This window comes from Pantoea sp., from assembly GCF_032114055.1.
Lineage (GTDB): Bacteria > Pseudomonadota > Gammaproteobacteria > Enterobacterales > Enterobacteriaceae > Pantoea.
Map to the genome: position 1 here is coordinate 317,361 of NZ_DAMCTB010000004.1, position 22,159 is coordinate 339,519.

The 22,159-nt window shown below is 55.8% G+C and carries 22 protein-coding genes and 1 other annotated feature; of the genes, 6 read left to right on the top strand and 16 right to left on the bottom strand.

Annotated elements, in window-relative coordinates:
- Nucleotides 1-15: 15 nt before the first annotated feature.
- The 3 genes from RT657_RS09625 (at nucleotide 16) to gndA (ending at nucleotide 3,779) form a co-directional block, all read left to right on the top strand.
- Nucleotides 16-1,272, top strand: a complete 1,257-nt coding sequence (locus tag RT657_RS09625; protein WP_313654077.1) for a glycosyltransferase — start codon at nucleotides 16-18, stop codon at nucleotides 1,270-1,272.
- A gap of 111 nt (nucleotides 1,273-1,383) precedes the next feature.
- Complete coding sequence (locus tag RT657_RS09630) at nucleotides 1,384-2,196, top strand: glycosyltransferase family 2 protein (RefSeq protein WP_313654078.1); 813 nt, start codon at nucleotides 1,384-1,386, stop codon at nucleotides 2,194-2,196.
- Nucleotides 2,197-2,369: 173 nt separating this feature from the next.
- Nucleotides 2,370-3,779 (top strand): NADP-dependent phosphogluconate dehydrogenase, encoded by a 1,410-nt coding sequence (gene gndA, locus RT657_RS09635; RefSeq protein WP_313654079.1) that lies wholly within the window; start codon nucleotides 2,370-2,372, stop codon nucleotides 3,777-3,779.
- A 38-nt stretch (nucleotides 3,780-3,817) separates the two neighbouring features.
- Here gndA and RT657_RS09640 read toward each other — a convergent pair whose 3' ends face one another.
- From RT657_RS09640 to hisL, 12 genes are all read right to left on the bottom strand, one after another.
- Nucleotides 3,818-5,113, bottom strand: coding sequence for a M14 family metallopeptidase (locus RT657_RS09640; protein ID WP_313654080.1), 1,296 nt, complete (start codon nucleotides 5,111-5,113; stop codon nucleotides 3,818-3,820).
- Nucleotides 5,114-5,218: 105 nt separating this feature from the next.
- Nucleotides 5,219-6,010, bottom strand: coding sequence for an ABC transporter substrate-binding protein (locus tag RT657_RS09645; protein ID WP_313654081.1), 792 nt, complete (start codon nucleotides 6,008-6,010; stop codon nucleotides 5,219-5,221).
- Between the two features lie 66 nt (nucleotides 6,011-6,076).
- Nucleotides 6,077-6,553 carry a YbaK/prolyl-tRNA synthetase associated domain-containing protein gene (locus tag RT657_RS09650; protein WP_313654082.1) on the bottom strand — a complete coding sequence of 159 codons (477 nt, stop codon included), beginning with the start codon at nucleotides 6,551-6,553 and terminating at the stop codon, nucleotides 6,077-6,079.
- Nucleotides 6,554-6,667: 114 nt separating this feature from the next.
- The gene (gene hisIE / locus RT657_RS09655; RefSeq protein WP_313654085.1) at nucleotides 6,668-7,279 is read right to left on the bottom strand and encodes a bifunctional phosphoribosyl-AMP cyclohydrolase/phosphoribosyl-ATP diphosphatase HisIE; all 612 of its coding nucleotides are present in this window, start codon (nucleotides 7,277-7,279) and stop codon (nucleotides 6,668-6,670) included.
- Nucleotides 7,273-8,049 (bottom strand): imidazole glycerol phosphate synthase subunit HisF, encoded by a 777-nt coding sequence (gene hisF / locus RT657_RS09660; protein WP_128084194.1) that lies wholly within the window; start codon nucleotides 8,047-8,049, stop codon nucleotides 7,273-7,275. The genes hisIE and hisF overlap by 7 nt, the downstream gene beginning before the upstream one ends.
- Nucleotides 8,031-8,768, bottom strand: a complete 738-nt coding sequence (gene hisA / locus RT657_RS09665; RefSeq protein ID WP_313654088.1) for a 1-(5-phosphoribosyl)-5-[(5-phosphoribosylamino)methylideneamino]imidazole-4-carboxamide isomerase — start codon at nucleotides 8,766-8,768, stop codon at nucleotides 8,031-8,033. The genes hisF and hisA overlap by 19 nt, the downstream gene beginning before the upstream one ends.
- Nucleotides 8,768-9,358 (bottom strand): imidazole glycerol phosphate synthase subunit HisH, encoded by a 591-nt coding sequence (gene hisH, locus RT657_RS09670; protein WP_313654090.1) that lies wholly within the window; start codon nucleotides 9,356-9,358, stop codon nucleotides 8,768-8,770. The genes hisA and hisH overlap by 1 nt, the downstream gene beginning before the upstream one ends.
- A complete protein-coding gene (gene hisB, locus RT657_RS09675) occupies nucleotides 9,358-10,425 on the bottom strand; it encodes a bifunctional histidinol-phosphatase/imidazoleglycerol-phosphate dehydratase HisB (protein ID WP_313654092.1) in 1,068 nt (355 codons plus the stop codon). Before hisB ends, hisH begins: the two co-directional genes overlap by 1 nt.
- Nucleotides 10,422-11,498: a histidinol-phosphate transaminase gene (gene hisC, locus RT657_RS09680; protein WP_313654093.1), complete on the bottom strand. Its 1,077-nt coding sequence runs from the start codon at nucleotides 11,496-11,498 to the stop codon at nucleotides 10,422-10,424. The genes hisB and hisC overlap by 4 nt, the downstream gene beginning before the upstream one ends.
- Entirely contained in the window at nucleotides 11,495-12,799 is a 1,305-nt protein-coding gene (hisD, locus tag RT657_RS09685; RefSeq protein ID WP_313654094.1) for a histidinol dehydrogenase, read from the bottom strand. The genes hisC and hisD overlap by 4 nt, the downstream gene beginning before the upstream one ends.
- 3 nt (nucleotides 12,800-12,802) lie before the next feature.
- The gene (gene hisG, locus RT657_RS09690; RefSeq protein ID WP_313654096.1) at nucleotides 12,803-13,702 is read right to left on the bottom strand and encodes an ATP phosphoribosyltransferase; all 900 of its coding nucleotides are present in this window, start codon (nucleotides 13,700-13,702) and stop codon (nucleotides 12,803-12,805) included.
- A gap of 47 nt (nucleotides 13,703-13,749) precedes the next feature.
- Nucleotides 13,750-13,870, bottom strand: a sequence feature (His leader region).
- On the bottom strand, nucleotides 13,846-13,893 hold the full coding sequence (gene hisL / locus RT657_RS09695; RefSeq protein ID WP_118665699.1) for a his operon leader peptide: 48 nt from the start codon (nucleotides 13,891-13,893) through the stop codon (nucleotides 13,846-13,848). Its footprint overlaps the feature before it by 25 nt.
- A 179-nt stretch (nucleotides 13,894-14,072) precedes the next feature.
- Between hisL and RT657_RS09700 the strand changes: the two genes are divergently transcribed.
- A complete protein-coding gene (locus RT657_RS09700; RefSeq protein WP_313654097.1) occupies nucleotides 14,073-14,900 on the top strand; it encodes an SDR family oxidoreductase in 828 nt (275 codons plus the stop codon).
- A gap of 165 nt (nucleotides 14,901-15,065) precedes the next feature.
- Here RT657_RS09700 and RT657_RS09705 read toward each other — a convergent pair whose 3' ends face one another.
- The 3 genes from RT657_RS09705 to puuD are packed head-to-tail and all read right to left on the bottom strand — an operon-like array spanning nucleotide 15,066 to nucleotide 17,680.
- On the bottom strand, nucleotides 15,066-16,343 hold the full coding sequence (locus tag RT657_RS09705) for an FAD-binding oxidoreductase (protein ID WP_313654098.1): 1,278 nt from the start codon (nucleotides 16,341-16,343) through the stop codon (nucleotides 15,066-15,068).
- Between the two features lie 19 nt (nucleotides 16,344-16,362).
- A complete protein-coding gene (gene puuR / locus RT657_RS09710) occupies nucleotides 16,363-16,920 on the bottom strand; it encodes an HTH-type transcriptional regulator PuuR (RefSeq protein WP_313654100.1) in 558 nt (185 codons plus the stop codon).
- On the bottom strand, nucleotides 16,913-17,680 hold the full coding sequence (puuD, locus tag RT657_RS09715) for a gamma-glutamyl-gamma-aminobutyrate hydrolase (protein WP_313654102.1): 768 nt from the start codon (nucleotides 17,678-17,680) through the stop codon (nucleotides 16,913-16,915). The genes puuR and puuD overlap by 8 nt, the downstream gene beginning before the upstream one ends.
- 204 nt (nucleotides 17,681-17,884) lie before the next feature.
- On the opposite strand from puuD, the gene RT657_RS09720 reads away from it, so the two are divergent.
- Together RT657_RS09720 and RT657_RS09725 are read left to right on the top strand one after the other, a co-directional pair.
- A complete protein-coding gene (locus RT657_RS09720; RefSeq protein ID WP_288474920.1) occupies nucleotides 17,885-19,300 on the top strand; it encodes a glutamine synthetase family protein in 1,416 nt (471 codons plus the stop codon).
- 403 nt (nucleotides 19,301-19,703) lie between these two features.
- Entirely contained in the window at nucleotides 19,704-21,062 is a 1,359-nt protein-coding gene (locus tag RT657_RS09725; protein ID WP_313654103.1) for an APC family permease, read from the top strand.
- Nucleotides 21,063-21,172: 110 nt separating this feature from the next.
- Here the strand turns inward: RT657_RS09725 and ygbI are convergent, their stop codons facing one another.
- Nucleotides 21,173-21,934 carry a DNA-binding transcriptional repressor YgbI gene (gene ygbI / locus RT657_RS09730; protein ID WP_313654105.1) on the bottom strand — a complete coding sequence of 254 codons (762 nt, stop codon included), beginning with the start codon at nucleotides 21,932-21,934 and terminating at the stop codon, nucleotides 21,173-21,175.
- Between the last annotated feature and the right edge of the window lie 225 nt (nucleotides 21,935-22,159).

Here is a 22,159-nt window from a genome sequence, read left to right on the forward strand (position 1 = left end):
AATAATGAGGCAGTCATGAGTGAAGTTCACGTATTTACCAGCGCAGCATTTAACTATATCCCTAAAGTAAGGATGCTGTTTCAATCTATCAGGAAATATCATCCCGAATGGAAAATTCATTTAGTTCTTGCTGATGAAAAAAGACCAGAAATCGATCTTAGCAATGAGCCATTTGATGAGATAGTTTCCATCTCTGAGCTGGATATTCCTGACTGGAAAGGTTGGGCATATTGTCACACGATTGTTGAGCTGGCTACTGCTATTAAGCCCTTTATGCTCTCAAGACTTTTACAGCTTCCCGGCTGTAAAAAGGTTGTCTACCTCGATCCTGATACTGTTATTTTTTCACGTCTGGATGATATTCTTGAAGCCCTCGATTCATCGAACGTTGTCTTGACGCCTCATCAGACAAAGCCTGAAACTACCTTGTCAGCAGTTATGGACAATGAAATCTGCAGCCTTAAGCATGGTGTTTATAACTTAGGTTTCTGTGCCGTTGCTGCTACAGAAGTCGGTTTGGCATTTGCTAACTGGTGGGCTGAACGTATTTATCATTTCTGCCGCGCAGATATTCCTAACGGTTTGTTTACTGACCAGCGCTGGATCGACCTTGTTCCTGCGTTCTTTACTGATGTAGCTATCATGCGTTCAAGCCGTCATAATGTTGCAACATGGAATTTAACGACAAGAGAATTCAAAGTCGACAATGATGGCAATTATTTAGTTGATAACGAACCATTAGGTTTTTATCACTTTACTGGTTTCGATAGTGGTGCACATCGCATCATGGCGACGAAAAATGCCGGCGAAAATTCAGATGTTCATAAACTCATCGATTGGTATGAAGATCAAACTAAAAATCTTGCACAGGATCCTTTAGCAAAAGTCTCATGGGCTTTCGGTAAACACTCGGATGGTTCAGCTATATCTAAAGAACAGCGAATTGTTTATCGTGAGCGTCTTGATCTACAGAAAGCGTTCCCTCAGCCTTTTGATGAATCAACTTATAACCAGTGGTGGCTTACGCAGGGCCCTAAAGAGTACGCTGATTTATTTAAAGCTGAGACCAAATCAAATGCACTCGCCAAATTTAGCGAGGTTCTTACTCCAGGCTTCCGCGGCGGAGATATTGGTTTTGACAGAGAGCGTTTTATCAGTCTCGTACGTCGCTCGCTCACTAATCCTCGCGTGGGTTTGACTGTTGGCAAAAGAGGCTGGGAAGTGTTGAAAAATGAAGGCGTTAAAGGTATCAAGCGCCGCTTCCTTAACTAATCCTTACCCTGGGTGTTGTATAATGCAACACCCTTTTTTGATATTGAATTATCATATTTTTCCGGATCCTGATATGCCTACTTTTTTCTTTTAATTTAAGCGGTAACTGAAGTGAAAATAATAGCATCACTGGTATTATATCGTCATGATTATAGTTCAGTCTCCAAAACCATCGATTCGCTTAACGATGAGAGTAGTATTTCAAAAATAGTAATCGTTGATAATGGAGGGTACTGCTCTTGGCTTGATTCACTTTGTATGGCCAAGGTTGAAATCATAAAATTAGAAGATAATCAGGGCTTCGGATCTGGTCACAATGCCGTTTTTGATAAATATAAAAACAAAGCAGAGTATTTTCTGATTTGCAACCCTGATATTGTTTTTAAAAAGGGCGAAGTTGATGCGCTTTATACTTTTAGCCTGGAAAATGTGATTGGTTTATCTATCCCCAAAATTGTATATCCCGATGGGAAATTACAATACAGCTGTAAGCTACTTCCTGATCCCTATCAGCTTTTCATGCGCAGGTTCTTTTTCAATTTCACTGAAACTCTGAACTCCCAGTACGAACTGCAACATGCAGATTACAGCAAGCCTTTTTTCGCACCATCTTTGTCTGGATGCTTTATGCTGATTGATGCAAAGGTATTAAGTAAAGTCGGTGGATTTGATACCAGATTTTTCCTCTATTTAGAGGATGTAGACTTATCCAGAAGAATTGCATTGCAATTTCCAGTCAGTTATTTCCCGGGCTCTGAGGTAATTCATGAGTCACAGAGACGTTCTTATACAGACATAAAATTTCTCTTTTACCATGCTGCCTCCGCAATCAAATACTTCAACAAATGGGGCTGGTTCAGTGACAGACAGCGGAATTATCTTAATAAAAAAGCACTAGAAAGTATAAAATCTCAGCAATCATAGCTGCAGCGCCATTTATTCGTGCTACTTATAAATATAGTTTTCCTTTTCTGTCATTCAAATCTGAAATCGCCGCATCAATTACTACCTTTCCATTAATTATTTGAGTTAACATGTTTTACACTTTTGCTAACTAACCCTAGACAAGTGAAGTGACCTTCAGACAGGAGTATGTAATGTCCAAGCAACAGATCGGCGTTGTAGGTATGGCAGTGATGGGCCGCAATCTGGCTCTTAACATTGAGAGCCGCGGTTACACTGTTTCTATCTTCAACCGTTCACGCGAAAAGACTGATGAAGTTATCGCCGAGAACCAGGGCAAGAAGCTTGCTCCTTTTTACACCGTTGAAGAGTTTGTCGACTCGCTGGAAAAACCACGTCGCATCCTGCTGATGGTTCAGGCGGGTGAAGCGACCGACAAGACTATCGCCTCGCTGACGCCTCATCTGGATAAAGGCGACATCCTGATTGATGGCGGTAATACCTTCTATAAAGACACCATCCGTCGTAACAAAGAGCTGTCTGACCTGGGCTTCAACTTTATCGGTACCGGCGTGTCCGGCGGTGAAGAGGGCGCACTGAAGGGCCCATCAATCATGCCTGGCGGCCAGAAAGAAGCTTACGAGCTGGTTGCGCCGATTCTGGACAAGATTGCTGCGCGTGCAGAAGATGGTGAAGCCTGTGTGGCTTACGTCGGTCCGGATGGCGCGGGTCACTACGTGAAGATGGTCCACAACGGCATTGAATATGGCGATATGCAGCTGATCGCTGAAGCCTATGCACTGCTGAAAGGCGCACTGGGTCTGAACAACGAAGAGCTGGCTGAGACTTTCACCGAGTGGAACAACGGCGAACTCAGCAGCTACCTGATCGACATCACCAAAGATATCTTCACCAAAAAAGATGAAGAGGGTAAATACCTGGTTGATGTGATCCTGGACGAAGCGGCGAACAAAGGTACCGGTAAATGGACCAGCCAGAGTTCTCTGGACCTCGGCGAGCCACTGTCTCTGATCACCGAATCTGTTTTCGCCCGTTACCTCTCTTCACTGAAAACGCAGCGTGTTGCCGCCTCTAAAGTGCTGAGCGGTCCTCAGGCACAGGCCTTTACCGGTGACAAAGCGGAGTTTATCGAGAAAGTGCGCCGTGCGCTTTATCTGGGTAAAATCGTCTCTTATGCGCAGGGCTTCTCACAGCTGCGTGCCGCATCAGAAGAGAACAACTGGGATCTGCACTACGGTGAAATCGCGAAGATCTTCCGTGCTGGCTGCATCATCCGTGCCCAGTTCCTGCAGAAGATCACTGATGCCTATGCAGCAGATGCGGGCATCGCTAACCTGCTGCTGGCACCGTATTTCAAAGATATTGCCGATCAGTATCAGCAGGCGCTGCGTGATGTGGTTTCGTACGCGATTCAGAATGGTATTCCGACGCCGACCTTCTCTGCCGCGATCGCTTACTACGACAGCTATCGTTCAGAAGTACTGCCTGCTAACCTGATTCAGGCGCAGCGTGACTACTTCGGTGCGCATACCTACAAACGCATTGATAAAGACGGTGTGTTCCACACCGAGTGGTTAGATTAATCACTAAAAAGGGCTTCCTCCGGGAAGCCCTTTTTTTATCATGCCAGCAAATCCCCACTCCGGATTTCCTGTTCGCCCGCCAGTCTGACGACCAGCATGCCAGCCGTCGCAAACTTTACCCAGTGCCTTGCATAGAGAATACCGCCATATTCGGCGACCAGCGGCGTAATGTGATCGGTTACGGGATCGACAATCTCGGCAACCACTTCACCAGGCCGGATCAGCGCACCCAGCGGCTTACGATGCAGGATTAGACCTGATACCGATGAGTGGATATATTCACAGGCTGCTAGCGGCGTCGGCGGATTTTTCAGGGCAGGGGAGGTTGCCGCTGCCCCTTCGCTGTGACGCTCCTTAATTACGCCCGTCTCTCCCGGCGCTTCCGCCACCTCCGGCACCGTCAGGCCAATCGGGCCGTCATTAATCGTCACCACATCATCGCCCGCCGCATTTGCCGGTACCAGTTCATCCCCACCAATCACCGGTGCAGCCACCTCCACTGAAATGGCCGGCTCGCTCCAGGCGATATACCCGCCTTCCTGCAGTGCGGAAATAATCGCATCCGCATCCTTCTCCGCCTGTTCAGGCGAAACATCGCGCACGCCACGCAACTCCAGCGTTACCGGCATCAGACCGCGCGGCATCGGATAGGCATCGCCAAAGCGTTCCGCCAGCGTCAGCCAGGGCTCGCAACAGGCTTCATCAAAGGGCTCACCGCCCGAAATCTGCGCCAGCAGCTGGACTTCACTGCCCAGCCAGCGCGCCAGCGGCTCAATCTCCGGCCAGGCATGCGGCGTGGTGTAAAGATGCGGCACGGCTTCCCAGTCACAGTGCAGGTCAATCATCAGGTCGGCCTGACTGGCCATCCGCATCAGCGTATAACGCTGCGCATCCAGTTCAGTTTTTGGCACCGTATCACGGTAGTAACGATCGATTGCCTCACGAATCAGGCTTCGGTTCTGTGACTCGCTCTGCGTCAGGCTGTCGGCCAGACCGGCCGCCAGCGTCGCACCCAGAGAAGGGAAGCGGCGATTAAAGTCCTGACCAGAAAGCGTATGGTATCGGCCGAGGTGGGTTCCGTGCCAGTGCTGTCCCAGCGCCAGAGGATTGGCAACCGGAACGAGCGTGAAAGCGGCTTTAAGATGTCCGGCGGACTCCAGCGCCTGTAGCCGTTGCTTTAGAAACCAGGCCACCGCCATGCCAGGCACCTCATCGCCATGTAATGCAGCCTGGATATAAACCTGACGCTCGTGGTCCGGAGCAAAATGGAAGCTGATGATTTCACGCTGGGTGCCTAAAGAGGCGCTTAACAGTGGATGATGTTGTTGATGCATACCGTGTTAATGTCCTTTAATCGGCAAAAGGACGACAGCGCGCCGTCCCGAAAAAGTAACAGTATAGTGTCGGATCGCGGTGAGGACGAACGGAGCGACCGGACCTTACTGCTGGATAGAGATATCCGTGGCGAAGTAGCGTTTCTGAATCTGGTCAAAAGTGCCGTTCTTTTTGATCTCCGCAAAGGCGTTATCCAGCGTGCTCTTCAGTTCGCTGTCGCCTTTACGCAGGCCGATTGCGGTACCCGGGCCGATAATCGGGTCCTGAATGATCGGACCGGCCAGCTCAAAATCTTTGCCCTGCGGATGCTTCAGGAAGCCAATGGCCGCCTGGGCCGCATCGGTAAAGACGGCATCCAGCCGGCCTGAAACCAGATCGCTTTCTACCTGGGCCTGATCGCCATAGGGCACCACGGTCACCCCATGGGGCTGCCACTTCGCCAGCGCATAGCGTTCCTGAACCGTTCCCTGTTCCACGCCGACGGTTTTGCCCTTCAGAGAGGCTACCGTAGGGAGGATGTTGGCGCCTTTACGGGCGATAAGCTGGGTATGGGTGTCGTAGAGGGGAACCGTAAAATCGATCTGCTTCAGGCGCTCTTCGGTGATCCCCATATCAGAAAGGATGGCATCAAACTTACGCGCTTTCAGAGCCGGGATCATGCCGTCAAACTGGCTTTCAACCCAGACACACTTCGCCTGCATCTGCGCACAGAGCGCATTGCCCAGGTCGATATCAAAGCCGACCAGCTTGCCCTGCGGCGTCTTCGATTCAAACGGCGGATAGGTCGGGTCGACCGCGAAACGGACCTGTTCGATTTTCGCCTGGGCGCTGAACGCGCAGCCTGCCATAACGGCTACAACCAGCGTCTGACGCAGACCTTGAGTGAAAATGTTCATGATTGTGCTCTTATTCTGTCGTGATGAGTGTCTGTGCAGCGTATCGCCAGGCTGCCGGGATAGCAATTACTGCGTGATCTGCACTACTTCCGCCGCGCATAGCGCCCGATAATCCTCAATGTTCAGGATCACCGAGCGTTCCAGCAGGCCGGCGTTGAAGGCAATCTCCGGATAACGTTCAAACAGCGCAGGGTCAACGATCACTCTGAGGTCGGGATGAAAACTAAAGGGCGGGATCGCACCGAAGACGCAGCCGGTCAGCTGGGTGGTCTCCGCCGGACTGGCGAGGGAGGCGCGTCGTCCTCCTGCGGCGGCAGCAACTTTGCCGAGATCGGCCTGCCGGTCGGCTGGTAACACCGCCAGCACATGCTGTTTCACGCCATTGCCTTTCACATGGCAGACCAGCGCTTTTGCGCCCTGGCCGATTTCAGTGCCGCGTATCGCCGCGACCGCTTCACATTTTCCGGTGGCCTCATGCTCCATCAGGCGATAGCGGGCCTGATGCTGGTCGAGCAGAGCAATTAATTTTTCATGGGTGGTCATTATCTTCTCCCAGGAAGATGAGCGGTGTTCATGAAGGGGGAGCGGTGCAGGGTGTGAGAAGAATTCTGCTCAGAATCCGCATAAAACCGAAATTCTGAGCAGTATGTTGCACAGTTACTGATGACGGGCGCGCAGGTTATTAATGATGGCGCTGAAGTCGAGATCCTGATCCTGCAGCAGCACCATCAGGTGATAGACCAGATCGGAGGCTTCATTGGTCAGCTCGTGGCGATCGTTGACGGTTGCCGCCAGGGCGGTCTCAACGCCTTCTTCCCCCACTTTCTGGGCGATACGTTTGGTGCCGCTGGCGTAGAGCCGCGCGGTATAGGAGCTTTCCGGATCGGCCGTTTTACGCGATGCCAGCAGCTGCTCCAGCTGATAGAGGAAGGTCCACTCCGGCGCGGCAGGCGAGAAACAGCTGGTGGTGCCGAGATGGCAGGTCGGGCCAATCGGGTTGGCCAGCACCAGCAGGGTGTCGTTGTCACAGTCAGGCGTGATGCTCACGACCTGCAGAAAGTGACCCGAGGTTTCGCCTTTGGTCCATAACCGGTTTTTGGTGCGGGAGAAAAAGGTGACATTGCCTTCAGCCAGGGTTTTCTCCAGCGCCGCCGGATTCATGTAGCCATGCATCAGCACTTCGCCGGAGACGTTATGCTGCACAATGACCGGCATCATGCCTTCTGTTTTGTCCCAGTCGAGAAGGGCCTGTTGTTGTTCGGTTAGCACGCGCGAATCTCCACTCCGTTGTCGATCAGAAAGCTCTTCAGCTCACCAATATTAATAATCTGTTTGTGGAATACTGACGCGGCTAAGGCGCCATCCACGTTTGCCTCAGTGAAGGCGTCGAGGAAGTGCTGCATCGTGCCTGCGCCGCCAGAGGCGATCAGGGGCACCTTGCAGACGTCACGCATCTTCTTCAGCTGCACCAGGTCGTAGCCGTTACGCACGCCATCCTGGTTCATCATGTTCAGCACGATCTCACCTGCACCCAGTTTCTGCACTTCCTGCACCCAATCCAGCGTTTCCCACTGGGTTACGCGGGTACGCGCTTCGTCACCGGTATACTGATTGACCTGATATTTGCCGCTGGCTTCATCGAACCAGGTATCAATCCCGACCACGATACACTGCACGCCAAAGCGGTCAGCGAGCCGGGTAATCAGCGAGGGATCCGCCAGCGCCGGTGAGTTAATCGAAATCTTATCCGCGCCAAACTCAAGAATACGCGCCGCGTCTTCCGGCGTTTTAATACCGCCCGCTACGCAGAACGGGATATCGATCACTTCGGCGACCCGCGACACCCAGCTCTTATCGACGACCCGGCCATCAGAGGAGGCGGTAATGTCATAAAAGACCAGCTCGTCGGCACCTTCGGCCGCATAGCGCTGCGCCAGCGGCACGATGTCACCGATGATCTCGTGATTGCGGAACTGTACGCCTTTGACCACCTGACCGTCACGAACGTCGAGACAGGGGATTATCCGTTTTGCCAGCATGCGATCGCCTCCGAAACCGTAAATTTATCTTCCAGCAGCGCGCGTCCGACAATCACGCCCTGTACGCCGCAGCCGCGCAGGGCGGCAATATCGTTAATGTCGCCAATGCCGCCCGATGACTGGAAAGCTATCGCCGGGAAGCGTGCCGTCACTTCCTCATAAAGCGCCACGTTCGAACCGCTCAGAGTACCGTCGCGGGAAATATCTGTGCAGAGCACATGCTTCAGGCCCACCTGCTGGAAATCGGCAATCACCTCCTCCAGCGTCACGCCCGCTGCTTCCTGCCAGCCACTGATCGCCACCTCTTTACGGTTGCTGGCGTCAATACGCACATCCAGCGCCAGCACAATCGCCTCTGCACCAAACTCGGCAAACCAGCGTTTAACCTCGTCAGGCTGTTTTACGGCGGTGGAACCCACCACCACGCGACTCGCACCGGCCGCTAACAGCGCCTGAACATCGTCACGGCTGCGAATGCCGCCACCGACCTGCACCGTCACGTCGACGCCGTTCAGCAGCGTTTTCAGCAGCGCAATCTGACGTTTTGCCGGATCTTTCGCGCCGGTCAAATCAACCAGATGGAGCACGATCGCGCCCTGGCTTACGTAATCCTGCAGACGCGGCAGCGGATCGCTGCCGTAGTCGCGCTGCTGGCCATAGTCGCCCTGATGAAGACGCACCACTTTGCCGTCAATTAAATCTAACGCGGGGATAATCATTACATCTCCAGGAAGTTTTTCAGCAGCTGCGCACCGGCTTTACCCGAGCGTTCCGGGTGGAACTGGACGCCATAGAAGTTATCTTTCTGCACCGCGGCGGTAAAGGCTTCACCGTAGTGACACTGCGCGATGGTGCTGGCATTAACCGGCATGGCGTAGCTGTGAACAAAGTAGAAGTAAGAACCTTCATCGATGCCACGGAACAGATGATTACCTGCCTGCGCGGTGATCTGATTCCAGCCCATGTGCGGCAGGGGCAGGCCGTGCGTATCCATCAGCGAAACCGGCTCATCGATAATACCCAGCGTCGGAACGCCACCATTCTCATCGCTGCCGCGTCCCAGCAGCTGCATCCCCAGACAGATCCCCAGCACCGGCTGGGTGCAGGCTTTCACCAGATCGATCAGGTCGCGCGCCTGCAGCTGATCCATCGCCGCCTGCGCGGTGCCAACACCAGGCAGAAAGAGTTTGTCGGCGCGCAGCACCACATCGGAATCGCGGCTCACTTCCGGGGTATAACCCAGACGTTCAATCGCCCATTTTACCGACGACAGGTTGGCGCAACCGGTATCCATGATCACCACGTTCATCACAGCACTCCTTTCGAGCTCGGCAGGGTATTGCCCTCAACGCGGATCGCCTGACGCAGCGTACGGCCAAAGGCTTTAAACAGGCTTTCGACACGGTGATGGTCGTTTTTGCCTTTGGTTTTCAGGTGCAGGGTGCTCATCATGGCGTAGGAGAGCGAGCTGAAGAAGTGCTCGACCATCTCGGTGCTGAGATCGCCGACGCGCTGATAGTTAAACTCGGCCTTAAATTCGATGTGCGGGCGGCCGGAGATGTCCAGCGCGCAGCGGGCCAGACATTCGTCCATCGGCAGCACAAAACCAAAGCGGCCGATACCGCGTTTGTCACCGAGCGCCTTCAGCAGCGCTTCGCCGAGTGCCAGACCGGTATCTTCCACCGTGTGATGATCGTCGATGTAGAGATCGCCTTTGACGTCAATGTGCATGCGGAATCCGCCGTGAACGGCGATCTGATCCAGCATGTGGTCGAAGAAACCGACGCCGGTATTAATTTTGCTGCCACCTTCACGGTCCAGCCACAGTTCGACACGGACCTGCGTCTCTTTGGTGTTGCGCTGCACCAGCGCATGGCGGTCGCGCTGGGTCAGACGCTGCTGAATGGTCTGCCAGGTCTGGCCGTCTGCGCCGTAGCGGATGGACGGAATGCCCATGTTCTCCGCCAGCTGGACATCGGTCAGGCGGTCGCCGATGACATAGCTGTTGCTGGTGTCAAGCGCGCCCTCAGCCAGCCAGGCCTCCACCATCTTTGTTTTCGGCTTGCGGCAGTCGCAGTGATCTTCTGGCAGATGCGGGCAGATCAACACATCGTCAAAGGCGATGCCCTGCGACGTCAGAATCTGCATCATCAGATTGTGCGGGCCATCGAAATCGGCCTGCGGGAATCGGGAGGTGCCAAGCCCATCCTGGTTGGTGATCATCACCAGGCGATAACCGGCGGCCTGCAGCGCCAGCAGCGCCGGGATAACGTCTTGCTCAAACGCCAGCTTATCCATACGGTCCACCTGAAAATCTTCAGGTGGCTCAGAGATTAACGTACCGTCGCGGTCGATAAAAAGGGTCTTCTGGCTCATGCTTGCTCCACAGAAAAGGCTTGCAGCGCGGCGATCACTCGCCCGCACTCTTCACGCGTGCCGATGGAGATGCGCAGGCATCCCGACAGGCCCGGATTTTTGTTCTGATCACGCAGGATAATGCCCTGATCCCATAAGGTTTTGAAGACTTTTGGTGAATCGGTAAAACGTGCCAGCACATAGTTGGTTTCACTGGGGAAAACCTGCTCGACGCACTTCAGCTTCGCCAGTTCGGCCAGCAGCCAGCCACGATTGTCATTCAGCTGGGCCACATGCTCTCGCATCAGGGCGATGCCCTGTTCACTCAGGGCCTGACCCGCCACATCGGCCACCGGCGTCGCCAGCGGATAGGGCGCAATCACCTTCATCAGCAGGTCGATCACCGGCTTGTTTGCCAGCGCAAAGCCGCAGCGCAGGCCCGCCAGCGCAAAGGCTTTGGAGAGCGTGCGCAGGATCACCAGGTGCGGGTAAGCCTTCAGCCAGCCGGTCAGCGTGGCCTGCGGGCAGAACTCAATATAAGCCTCATCCGCCACCACCAGGGCTTTACCGGCGGTCATCGCCAGCAACTGACGGATGTCATCCTGATTAATCAGGTTGCCGGTCGGATTGTTCGGGCTGCAGAGGTAAACAACCTTGACGCCATTCAGCTGCGCCGCAATGGCCGGCAGGTTCAGCTGCCAGTCGCTGAGCGCCGGCACGGTGCGGTATTCGATGCCAATGGTTTCGGCGCTGACGCTGTACATGCCGTAGGTCGGCGGACAGAACAGAATCGCGTCCTGTCCCGGCTCACAGAAGGCGCGCATGATCAGTTCGATCGCCTCATCTGCGCCGCGGCTGACCAGTACCTGCTCCGGCGCTAAGCCTGCATAGGCGGCGTAGCGCTCAATCACCACTTTAGGCTGGCACTCCGGATAGCGGTTCAGCGTCTGCTGCGACAGCTCAAACGGCACCGGCAGCGGAAACTCATTGGCATTCAGCCATACGTCGCCGTTGCCCCCCAGGCGTCGCGCCGACATATAGGGGGTCAGGGCGCGCACATTGGCGCGTGCCAGTTGCTCAATATCCTGACTCATGCTTGCTCCTTGAGTGCGGCAACGCGCAGGGTAACGGCATTTTTATGGGCATCCAGCTGCTCGGCGGCGGCCAGGGTTTCGATCGTCGCGGCCAGGTTCAGGAAGCCCTGAGGGGTCAGTTCCTGCACTGTCATGCGCTTCTGGAAATCGGCCAGTCCCAGGCTGGAACAGGTCGAGGTGTAACCGTAGGTTGGTAAAACGTGGTTGGTGCCGGATGCGTAGTCGCCCGCCGATTCGGGTGACCAGTCGCCCAGGAACACCGAACCGGCGCTGGTGATCGCCTCCACCAGATCGCGCGGCTGACGGGTCTGCAGAATCAGGTGCTCCGGGCCGTATAGGTTGGAAATCTCAACACACTGCGCAAGATCCCGCGCCACGATCAGGCGGCTGCTCTCCAGCGCCTGACGTGCGGTGCTGGCCCGTGACAGCTGAGCCAGCTGCTGCTCAACCGCCTCCGCGACGGCTTCTGCCAGGGGCAAAGAAGGCGTCAGCAGAATCACCTGCGAGTCCGGACCGTGCTCAGCCTGCGAGAGTAAATCGGAGGCGACAAACGCAGGCGTTGCGCCTTCGTCCGCAATCACCAGCACTTCAGAGGGGCCGGCTGGCATATCGATCGCCGCCCCATCCAGACGCTGACTGACCTGGCGTTTTGCCTCCGTCACCCAGGCGTTGCCCGGGCCAAAAATCTTGTCCACGCGCGGCACGGTTTCAGTGCCAAATGCCAGTGCGGCAATAGCCTGTGCGCCGCCCACCTGGAACACCTCTTCAACACCGCAGAGCTGTGCGGCATAGAGGATCTCATCCGCAATCGGCGGCGGCGAACAGAGCACGACGCGGCTGCAGCCTGCGATGCGCGCAGGGGTAGCCAGCATCAGCACGGTTGAGAAGAGCGGGGCGGAGCCACCCGGAATATAGAGGCCAACCGATTTTACCGGACGGGTAATCTGCTGGCAGCGCACGCCAGGCTGCGTTTCTACATCCACCGGCGACAGAATCTGTGCGTTGTGGAACGTTTCAATATTCCCCACGGCCACGGCCATCGCCTGCTTCAGCTCATCGCTCAGACGGGCACTGGCTTCTGCAATCTGCTGCGAAGTGACGCGCAGATTTTCCACCTGGGCTTTATCAAAACGAGCGCTGAATTCGCGCAGGGCCGCGTCACCGTTCAGCTTTACCTGCTCAAGCACATTACGCACCGTCAGCGTGACGTTCTCAGAGGCGGCGATAGCCGGGCGTAACAGCAGCGCCTGCTGCTGTTCGGCAGTACACGCCTGCCACTCGATAGGGGTAGAAAAGGCCATGGCTTACTCCATCATCTTCTCAATAGGCAGCACCAGAATGGAACTGGCACCCAGAGCTTTCAGTTTTTCCATGGTTTCCCAGAACAGGGTTTCGCTGCTGACCATGTGCATCGCCACGCGGCTGACGTCGCCTGCCAGCGGCAGCACGGTCGGACGCTCTGCGCCAGGCAGCAGGCTGATCACCTCTTCCAGACGCTCACTCGGCGCGTGCAACATGATGTATTTCGATTCACGCGCTTTAATCACGCCCTGAATACGGGTCATCATCTTGTCGATTAACTCCTGCTTGGCGGCAGGCATTTCACCGTCGCGCTGGATCAGGACCGCTTTTGAGCGGTAAATCACTTCTACTTCACGCAGGCCGTTAGCTTCCAGCGTCGCACCGGTAGAGACCAGGTCGCAGATGGCGTCAGCCAGACCGGCGCGGGTCGCGACTTCTACAGAACCATTCAGCATACAGGTTTTGAAGCTGACGCCTTTCTTATCGAGGTACTGTTTCAGCAGGTGAGGATAGGAGGTGGCGATGCGGGAATTATCGAGACATTCCGGGCCGGTGTACTCGGCGTCGGTCGCCATCGCCAGTGACAGACGGCAACCGCCGAAATCCAGACGGCGCAGCGTAAAATAGCGGGGATCTTCACCCTGAGCACGGCGCGAGAGCAACTCCTCTTCCAGTACGTTCTCACCAATGATGCCCAGATCAACCACACCATCCATGACCAGGCCAGGAATATCGTCATCGCGCACGCGCAGGATGTCGATAGGCATATTCTCCGCAAACGCAATCAGGCGCTGTTGCTGAAGATTAATTTTAACGCCGCAGCGCGCCAGCAGTTCGCGTGAATCATCACTTAAACGGCCGGATTTCTGCATAGCTATGCGTAAACGGGTGTTATCTAACATGGTTCCTGTCCTCTTAATCCTGTCCTGAATCGATGGTTGCGTCAGCCATAAAAAAACCCCCGGAAGACGATCTTCCGGGGGTTCTCTTGCGTTCACACCACTGGAAGATCTTGAAAGTCTCCCAGCACCAATCGCCTGAAAGACTAGTCAGGATGATGGTGATGATGGTGGTTAAACTGAACGCGTTTCATAATAATCTCGTTGATGAATGAGTATTCATTTGTGGGGTTTAACCTAGCGAAGATGACTGCACTTGGCAACACTTTTTTAAACATGACGTTCGGAAAGCGCTGAAACAGGTTGTTCCGGTTTGCAATCCAGGCGCAAACTACGGTGAAGTCAGGGTTGATGTTTTACGTCAGGAGTCAAAATGAAAAAGGTCGCGATTGTGGGGCTGGGCTGGTTAGGTATGCCGCTGGCCACGGCGTTAACAGCCCGGGGCTGGCAGGTTACCGGCAGCAAAACGACGCCAGACGGGGTGGAGGCGGCGCGCCGCTGCGGCATCGAGGCGTTCCAGCTGGAGCTGACGCCGGAACTGCAGTGTGATGCCGAAGATATTGAGCCGCTGTTCAACGTGGATGCGCTTATCGTCACGCTGCCAGCCAGCCGGACCGCCGAAGGGGGCGAAGCCTATCTGCAGGCGGTGCAGAACGTGGTCGATACCGCGCTGGTCTATAAGGTGCCGCGCATAATCTTTACCAGTTCCACTTCCGTCTATGGCAGCCAGTCGGGACCTAAGCGGGAGAACAGCCCGCTGGACGCCGAAACGGTGGCCGGGAAAACCCTGGTCAGGCTGGAAAACTGGCTGCACGATCTGCCAGGCACCAGCGTGGATATTGTGCGCCTGGCCGGTCTGGTCGGGCCGAAGCGTCATCCCGGGAGGTTTCTGGCGGGTAAGCAGGGTGTGGCCAATGGTTCGCAGGGCGTGAATCTGGTGCATCTGGATGATGTGGTGGAAGCGATTACGCTGCTGCTGCAATCGCCGAAAGGGGGCCGGGTTTACAACCTGTGCGCGCCAGCGCATCCCTCGCGCGACACCTTCTATCCGGCCGTCACGCGCCAGCTGGGTTTACAGCCGCCGCAGTTTGCGCCTGAGGCTGTGAAGGAGAGCGGCAAGCTGATTGATGGGTCGCGGATCTGTACTGAACTCGGTTTCGAGTATCGCTATAGTGATCCGGTGAAGATGCCGCTGGAGTGAAATGCGACGATCGCTTCAGAGCAGGGGCGTTCGCCCCTGCTTTTTAAGTGTACCGCCTTTCCGTTCTGTAGTTACAACATACTAAATGCAGTCAGCAGGAAGGGTGGAAAGTGCCCCGACGAAACGCAATAGCCCGGCGGGGCAGGGGAAAGCGCTGGCCGTGCCTCACACTCCCAGCCGATCCCGCAACGCATACCACACCGCGCCCATCGCGGTCAGCGGCACGCTGAAGCGCCGGCCGCCGGGGAAAGGCAGATGTGGCAGACGGGCGAAAGCATTAAACCGCTCGGCGTTGCCGCGCAGCAGTTCACTGATAAGCCTGCCGGAGAGATGGGTGCTGGTCACGCCGTGACCGCTGTCGCCCTGCATAAAATAGACATTGTTCTCCAGCTGGCCAAACTGCGGCATGCGTGACAGCGTCAGCAGGAAATTACCGCTCCAGCCAAAGTCCAGCTTCACGTTCTGCAACTGGGGAAAGGTGCGCCGCAGCTTGGGCCGGATCAGGGCTTCAACATCAGCGGGTTCGCGTGCGCCATAGACGACGCCGCCGCCATACAGCAGGCGGTTGTCGGCGGTCAGACGAAAATAGTCCAGCAGGTAGTTACAGTCTTCAACACAGTAGTTGTTCGGCAGCAGCGACAGGGCCTGATCGGGCGACAGCGGCTCGGTAGCAACAATCTGCGATCCGCACGGCATGCTTTTCCGGCTCAGCCGCGGTTCCAGCTGGGGCGCCAGATAGGCGTTACCGGCGAAGATCACGAAAGTCGCGCTGACCTCACCCTGGGCCGTTTTCACCCGATTAGGTGAGCCATACACGACTTTTGTTGCGGCTGACTGTTCATAGATGCGCCCGCCATGCCGGCGAATCGCCTCGGCTTCACCCAGCGCCAGATTCAGCGGATGCAGATGGCCGCCGCGCCGGTCCAGCAGACCGCCCGCATAACGCTCGGTCGCGACTTCCCGGCGAATGGCGCGTTCATCCAGCAGTTCCAGGTCGTGGTTGCCATACTGCTGCCACAACGTTTTCTGCTTTTCCAGATGCGCCATCTGACGCGCATTAAAGGCCGCAAAGATGCCGCCAGGCCGGTAATCACAGGCGATCGCATAACGATCGATGCGATCGCGGATGATCGCCGCGCCTTCGAACATCATACTGCCCAGCATCCGGGCACTCTCTTTACCGTAGCGCTGCTCAATCACATCCACATCGCGGCTGTAAGAGTTAACCACCTGACCACCGTTTCGACCGCTGGCACCGAAGCCAACCCGTGCGGCCTCCAGTACCACCACGTCGTAACCCACCTCGGTCAGGTGGAGTGCCGCTGAAAGGCCGGTAAAACCGCCGCCAATAATGCAGACGTCACACTGAATGCTCTCCTGTAATGTCGGCCACGGCGCGTGGGGATTGGCGGTCGCTGCGTAATAACTCTCCACGTACTTCATAACAACCTCCGTAATGCGCCTAAAAGTTGGCTGGCGTATGGGCACTGATAATGCGGCAGGGGGTTTCGGCCCGGTTGGTAAAGCTGTGCGGCAGACCGGTATCGATGACGTAGCTCTCTCCGGCAGTGAGATGAAATTGCTGACCATTAATCACCAGTGTGATTTCACCTTCCAGCAGCGTGCCGGTCTCTTCGCCCGGATGACGCAGCTTCTCGCCCGTGCTGGCACCGGGCTGATACGTTTCCAGCAGCATTCCCAGCGTGCGATGTGCAAGGCCGTTGTCGATCAGCTTAAGCGAAACGCCCTGACTGCCAATTTCCAGCAGGTCGCTGGCGCGAACTATCACACGGGGCGCGGCGTCCGGTTTTGGTTCCGAAAAGAATTCTGACAGTGACAGTCCATAAACTTTCAGCAGCTTTTGCAGGGTGCTGACAGCCGGACTGACCTTATCCTGCTCAATGGTGCTGATGGCGCTGTGGGTGAGTCCGGCCAGTTCCGCCACCCGACGCTGCGACAGGCCCAGCGTCTGCCGGATTTGTGCCAGTCGGCGTCCCGGTGCCAGCGTAGCGTCACTCATCCTTTTTTCCTCTGTGATAGTGAAGGGCGGCCTGAATAAAGCCGCCGAACAGCGCCTGCGATCCCGCCGCCTGTGCAGGCTGCCATTCAGGATGCCACTGCACCGCCAAAGCAAAGGGATGGTGGCGCAGACTCACTGCCTCGATCAGCCCATCCGGCGCGCGCGCTTCAATGCGCAGCTGCGGGCCCGGCTCGCGGACACCCTGATGATGGAGTGAGTTAACCTGCAGCGGCTGGTGACTGTCGAACAGCGTCGCCAGCAGGCCGCCCGGCTCGATGTTGACCGGGTGCGCAGGCGCATACTGCTGATTAAGCGGCAGCGTCTCATCTTCATGATGCCCCCGCAGGCCCGGCTGTTCGCTGAGATCCCGCCAGAGCGCGCCGCCGTTTGCCACCACCAGCTCCTGCATCCCGCGGCAGATCCCGAACATCGGCATTTTGTGACTGGTGGCCCAGGTAATGAGCTGAAAGGCGAGGCGGTCGCGGCCCGGATCGGCGTGCGGTTCCTCGCCCTCTTCACCATAATGCCAGGGTTCGATATTGCTGGGACTGCCGGTCAGCAACAGGCCATCCAGCACTGTCATAGCGTTTTCTGATAGATGAGGTGCTGCGAGCAGGCTGTGAGGCAAAGCGAGAGGAACGCCGCCCGCCTGGACGAGCGCATCAATATATTTGTTGTGAACCGTCTGAGTGGCATGACCGCCCAGATCTTTCTGGCACATCACTACGCCAATCAACGGCTTGTCAAAAATAATGCCCATCTCACGTCCTCGCATCACTGTTCGAAATATCTACCGATAGGGCACGTCTGGCGGTTAAGTGTGCAATATTTTTTCAATCTAGCAATCTGCTGTTTGTTCTTCAAACAGATTTGTTACATTTGCACACTTTTTATGTTGGCGCTATGTTAGTGTTGTGGCCGTTATTTTGAGCATTACGCAAACCTTACAGGGGCGGGTGAGATCATGACTAACCTGGTAGAAGTGGAAGACTTCACGCTTCACAGCGAAGAGAAACGAACCAGCGCGTTCCAGCTTGAGGTGAAAACCTGGCTGGAGCGCCATCCTGACACGCAGTATGTTGATATCCTGCTAAACGATTTGAATGGTGTGTTCCGCGGCAAGCGCATTCCGGTCTCTGCGCTGCCTAAGCTGGAAAAAGGGTGTTATTTCCCCGCTTCGGTGTTTGCAATGGATATTCTCGGCAACACGGTGGAAGAAGCGGGACTCGGCCAGTCACTGGGCGAACCTGATAATCTCTGCCTGCCCGTTTCCGGTACTTTAGTTCCCTCCGCGTCTGACCCACAGCACATTGCCCAACTGCTGCTGACCATGTGTAACCAAGATGGCACTCCCTTTGACGTTGAACCCCGAAATGTCCTGAACCGGCTGTGGCAACAGCTGCGTAACCGCGGGCTGTTTCCGGTGGTAGCGGTAGAGCTGGAGTTCTATCTGGTGGACAAAAAGCGTGATGCCGAAGGCTTTATTCAGCCGCCATGCTCGCCGGGCAGCGACGAACGCAATATGCAGAGTCAGGTCTATTCGGTTGATAACCTCGATCACTTTGCCGATGTCCTGCGCGATATCGACGATCTGGCGCGTCTGCAGGGGATACCGGCCGATGGTGCACTGGCGGAAGCCTCGCCCGGACAGTTTGAGATCAACCTGCATCACACCCGTGACGTTCTGCGCGCCTGCGATCACGCGGTTCAGCTCAAGCGACTGATTCGTCAGGTGGCGGAGAATCACGGCATGACCGCCACTTTTATGGCGAAGCCCTATGAGGAGTATGCGGGCAGCGGGATGCATGTGCACATCAGCATGCTGGACGCGGCTGACCACAACGCCTTCGCCTGCGACGACGGCAGTGATTCCCCGCTGATGAAGCGTGCGCTGGCTGGCATGATCGATCTGATGCCCGCCTCGATGGCGCTACTGGCACCCAACGTCAACGCCTATCGTCGCTTTGTACCGGATGCTTATGTACCGTTGCAGGCGTCATGGGGGCACAACAACCGGACCGTGGCGCTACGCGTCCCCTGTGGTGATATCGACAACCATCGTATTGAGTATCGGGTTGCGGGGGCGGATGCAAACCCCTATCTGGTGGTCTCGGCTATACTGGCCGGAATGCTACACGGACTCGATACCCAGTTGCCGCTGCCGCACCCGGTCACCGGCAACGGTCATCAGGCCGAGGGGCTGGCGCTGCCGATCCGTCAGAGTGATGCCCTGTATGAGTTCGACAGCAGCTATCCGCTGCAGAAGCTGCTGGGTGAACGTTTTGCCAGCGTCTGGCATAGCTGCAAGAACTATGAACTGATGCAGTTTGAGCGGCTGGTGACAGCGACGGAAATTGACTGGATGCTGAAAAACGCCTGATGCCCCTGTTATAGGCAATCTGACGTACTTTTTTTGCATAAGATGCCCCGATGGCTTGAATTCCTGCCGCGGGTTAGGGCAGAATACGCGGCCTGCAAAATCAGATGATAACCGTCGCCTCCAGCGTCGGTTATTTTTTTTGCATCCAGTTTTAACAGAGCGTTTTTGCTGACTTAACCGAGGCCGGGCACGCACCCGGATAGATAAACACTGAAAACACGCATACGCGTGAGATTGAGGATTACAAAGATGGGGATGTTTTACACTCTGCCAGCCAATGCTGGTACGCGTTTTCGTGATGACTACGGCGCCGTGTCCACTACCAGCCTGACTCCCTGTCGCTTAATGCGCAGTTGCCCTGTGACCCAACCCAGCCAGGTTGTCGCACATGGGGGACTGAAGCATGTCGCTTAATACCTCCGCCGCACCACAGCGTGCGCAGCTCAAAAAAACACTTACGTTACTTCCGGTCGTCATGATGGGCTTAGCCTACATGCAGCCTATGACCCTGTTCGATACCTTTGGCATCGTTTCCGGGCTGACCGATGGTCACGTCGCCACCGCCTATGCTTTCGCGCTGATTGCGATACTGTTCACTGCTGTGAGTTACGGTAAGCTGGTACGCCGCTTCCCCTCTGCGGGCTCCGCTTATACCTATGCTCAGAAGGCAATCAGTCCGCACGTCGGCTTTATGGTTGGCTGGTCATCGCTGCTGGACTACCTGTTCATGCCGATGATCAATATCCTGCTGGCGAAAAACTATTTCGAATCACTGGTGCCGGGTATCCCGTCGTGGATTTTTGTGGTGCTGCTGGTGGGCTTTATGACGCTCTCTAACCTCAAGGGCATCAAAACCGTCGCCAACTTCAACAGTGTGATTGTGGTGCTGCAGGTTGTCGTCATGGTCGGGATCACCGGCATGGTGATCTACGGTGTGGCAAGCGGCGTCGGTGCCGGCACGCTGGTGAGCAGCCGTCCGTTCTGGTCTGAGAATGCGCATGTGGTGCCGATGATTACCGGTGCGACAATACTCTGCTTCTCGTTCCTCGGCTTTGATGGCATCAGTTCACTGTCGGAAGAGACAAAAGATGCAGAACGCACCATTCCGCGCGCGATTTTCCTGACGGCGCTGATTGGCGGTGTGATCTTTATCGCGGCATCCTATTTCCTGCAGCTTTATTTCCCGGACATCACGCGTTTCCAGGACCCGGACTCCTCACAGCCTGAAATCATGCTGTTTGTGGCCGGTAAAGTATTGCAGATCGGCATCCTGATCTTCTCGGTGGTCACGGTGCTGGCATCCGGTATGGCGGCGCATGCAGGTGTATCACGCCTGATGTATGTCATGGGTCGTGATGGCGTATTCCCGGAGCGTTTCTTCGGCTATATCCATCCTAAATGGCGTACCCCGTCGCTGAACGTTCTGCTGGTAGGCGCGATTGCGCTGATGGCGATTAATTTCGACCTGGTGACTGCTACGGCGCTGATTAACTTTGGTGCGCTGGTCGCGTTTACCTTTGTAAACCTGTCCGTCATCGCGCAGTTCTGGATACGTGAGAAGCGTAACCGGACGCTGAAAGACCACGTTCAGTATCTGCTGCTGCCTCTGCTGGGCGCACTGACCGTTGGGGCGCTGTGGGTGAATCTGGAAGAGAGTTCAATGGTGCTGGGCCTGATCTGGGCCGCCATCGGTATTCTCTACCTGGCATTTGTGACCCGCAGCTTCCGTAACCCGGTGCCGCAGTTCAGCGAAGAAATTTAATTGCGCTGACGTTGCCGCCTTCCCGACGCACTCGGGAAGGCGGCAACAGCCTGACATACTCGCTTTTCGCCTCTATCCCCGGCCTGTATCCAGACTCTTTTTAGAGCGGACTATCCCGCCAGCACCAGCTCCCAGCTCCCCGCACTCAACTGTGCCAGTGCCGCTTCGCCGAGTTTTTTGTCGGTGACCACCTGATCAAACGTCTCCAGTGGCAACGCCAGAAACGTCGCGATCCTGTTATATTTCGAGCTGTCACTCAGCAGTACCCGCTTGCTGCTGACATCGCAGACGGCCTGCTTGACCATCACTTTATCTTCATCCGGCGTAAAAAGGCCGCGCGGCCCCCAGCAGGAGGCGGAGATAAACGCGATATCGATGGCCAGATGCCGCAGGCTGCGCGCCGCCGACTCCCCGACACAGGAGCGGTTTTCACGACACACGGTTCCGCCCGTGTGGATCACCCGGCACTGACTCGCCTCCATCAGCAGATTCGCCACCATAAAATCGTTGGTCACAACCAGCAAATCATCGCGATCCACCAGCTCCCTCGCCAGAGCCAGGGTGGTGGTGCCCGCATCCAGATAGATGCAGCTGTTACGGGGAATATGCCGTGCGGCGGTACGGCCGATCGCCCGTTTCTCATCGTTAAACAGGGTGCTCTTCGTCAGATGCGAGGGTTCAGCCGCCAGGCGATCGGCAGAGCGCACGCCGCCGGAGACGGACAGCACGGCGCCCTGTTCCTCCAGCTTCTGCACATCGCGGCGGATGGTCATGTGTGACACCCCCAGCCGTTCTGTAAGTTCGGCAATACTGACCACGCCGCGATCGGCCACCAGCGCAAGAATCTGTTGATGACGTTCAACCGGAATCATATCTGCTCCCTGACAATTACCATTTTTTCACATTGTAAGGGATCTGCCAGTTAACCAGAACAGAAAATAACAGCTGCCTTGAAGCGCCGTGCTGCAAAGAGTTCGGCAGCCCACGCAAAGCGCGGCTGAGCAGGCAATGTTAAAAATTGTTCTGCTTCACACTCACGATGTTTTTTTGTGAGACGAGACACGTTTTTACCGGCAGGAAGCTGGCAGGATTAACAG

Coding starts and splice junctions, on each gene's coding strand:
- RT657_RS09725 (WP_313654103.1), top strand. CDS start 19,704: ATGTCGCTTAATACCTCCGCCGCACCACAGCGTGCGCAGCTCAAAAAA.
- RT657_RS09650 (WP_313654082.1), bottom strand. CDS start 6,553: ATGACCACCCATGAAAAATTAATTGCTCTGCTCGACCAGCATCAGGCC.
- RT657_RS09720 (WP_288474920.1), top strand. CDS start 17,885: ATGACTAACCTGGTAGAAGTGGAAGACTTCACGCTTCACAGCGAAGAG.
- RT657_RS09705 (WP_313654098.1), bottom strand. CDS start 16,343: ATGAAGTACGTGGAGAGTTATTACGCAGCGACCGCCAATCCCCACGCG.
- hisB (WP_313654092.1), bottom strand. CDS start 10,425: ATGAGCCAGAAGACCCTTTTTATCGACCGCGACGGTACGTTAATCTCT.
- hisD (WP_313654094.1), bottom strand. CDS start 12,799: ATGGCCTTTTCTACCCCTATCGAGTGGCAGGCGTGTACTGCCGAACAG.
- RT657_RS09640 (WP_313654080.1), bottom strand. CDS start 5,113: ATGCATCAACAACATCATCCACTGTTAAGCGCCTCTTTAGGCACCCAG.
- hisH (WP_313654090.1), bottom strand. CDS start 9,358: ATGAACGTGGTGATCATGGATACCGGTTGCGCCAACCTGTCGTCGGTA.
- hisA (WP_313654088.1), bottom strand. CDS start 8,768: ATGATTATCCCCGCGTTAGATTTAATTGACGGCAAAGTGGTGCGTCTT.
- hisC (WP_313654093.1), bottom strand. CDS start 11,498: ATGAGTCAGGATATTGAGCAACTGGCACGCGCCAATGTGCGCGCCCTG.
- RT657_RS09700 (WP_313654097.1), top strand. CDS start 14,073: ATGAAAAAGGTCGCGATTGTGGGGCTGGGCTGGTTAGGTATGCCGCTG.
- gndA (WP_313654079.1), top strand. CDS start 2,370: ATGTCCAAGCAACAGATCGGCGTTGTAGGTATGGCAGTGATGGGCCGC.
- hisG (WP_313654096.1), bottom strand. CDS start 13,702: ATGTTAGATAACACCCGTTTACGCATAGCTATGCAGAAATCCGGCCGT.
- puuR (WP_313654100.1), bottom strand. CDS start 16,920: ATGAGTGACGCTACGCTGGCACCGGGACGCCGACTGGCACAAATCCGG.
- puuD (WP_313654102.1), bottom strand. CDS start 17,680: ATGGGCATTATTTTTGACAAGCCGTTGATTGGCGTAGTGATGTGCCAG.
- RT657_RS09645 (WP_313654081.1), bottom strand. CDS start 6,010: ATGAACATTTTCACTCAAGGTCTGCGTCAGACGCTGGTTGTAGCCGTT.
- hisF (WP_128084194.1), bottom strand. CDS start 8,049: ATGCTGGCAAAACGGATAATCCCCTGTCTCGACGTTCGTGACGGTCAG.
- ygbI (WP_313654105.1), bottom strand. CDS start 21,934: ATGATTCCGGTTGAACGTCATCAACAGATTCTTGCGCTGGTGGCCGAT.
- RT657_RS09625 (WP_313654077.1), top strand. CDS start 16: ATGAGTGAAGTTCACGTATTTACCAGCGCAGCATTTAACTATATCCCT.